At 57.0% G+C, this 1,144-nt stretch carries 1 protein-coding gene; it reads left to right on the top strand.

What is annotated here, in order from left to right:
• Window positions 1-872, top strand: an 872-nt coding sequence (locus tag AC1DIG_RS29250) for a hypothetical protein (RefSeq protein WP_477770102.1), incomplete at its 5' end; no start/stop codon positions are given.
• Between the last annotated feature and the right edge of the window lie 272 nt (window positions 873-1,144).

Raw genomic sequence — 1,144 nt, 5'->3', positions numbered from 1 at the left:
AAGACTCGGTAACGTCCAAGCCGCTCGTATTGAACGTCCTCGACATTGCGCCGGAGGACCTGCCGGCGGGGGTGATATTCGAGAAGGACGACGACGGTACCGGGCCGGTACTGGACCTGACCACCGGCACCGACGACCGGACGGTGCGCGTTGAGATCTGGCCGCTGATCGCCGTCGGGCAATGGCTCTGGATTGTGCTGACGGGCGAGGACGAGAACGGTGATCCCTACGAGCTAACCCTGTTCGAGGGGCAGGTCGATCAGGACTTGATCACCCTGGGCCACATGGAGGTACCGGTTCTTTACAGTTGGCTGAAACGGTTGGGCGATGGCACAACCCTGAGGGTTGGGTACAACGTTGCGTATGATCAGGTTAAGGACAAGAGCAAGGCGAACCCCTCGGATGTGCGCAGCTATACCGTTAAAAGCACCACCGTAGTGAGGCCGGAGATCACCGGGATGTCAGATTACGACGGGAGAGAACTCTATAATGGAGCGATTACCTCCACGCTCGGTGTAAAACTGACAGGCACCGCGGGTGCCAATCAGACGGTCAGGATTTCTCTCTATGGTACTGAAATAGATAACGTCGTTGCTGATAGTAAAGGGAAGTGGGAGTACGGGTTCACACGGAGGGATCGTTACTCTGTGAGCTTAAGCGCCAAAGCGTCAGATGGTTCGTACTCAGCGATATGGAAGGTCTCGTTTGCAGAACCAGGAACGCCCATCACCACCGGGCTCAAAGATTCCACTGGGGAGCCTATTCCTGAATTCGGCGCGACGTTTGATCCTGTCGTGACGGCGACGGGGATATCAGGCAGGCAAATGGTATCAGCCTGGCCCCGCTGGAGGTCGCCAAAATCGGTCGATTGACGGCCGTACTTAAGCGGCTAGCGCAGAGGCTGCTGGAGACCGACACGTTCTCCGTCAAAGTCACGAGTCCGAGTGTCGATCCGCGCGCTTCGTACGAGAGTCTTGTGTTGCCATTCGGGTCGCCGGATCCCAGGTCCTTGAATCTGGACCTATTGTTCGTCGCTTTTAACCTGGGCCTAACGATCGAGGTGGAATACACCGTCAACCGTAAGGGTGAAGACTCGGTAACGTCCAAGCCGCTCGTATTGAACGTCCTCGACATTGCGCCGGAG

The sequence above is a fragment of the Pseudomonas sp. 05N431 genome (genome assembly GCF_056397005.1).
The sequence above is the reverse complement of the archived record's forward strand: the minus strand, read 5'-3'. Positions and strand labels throughout refer to the sequence as shown.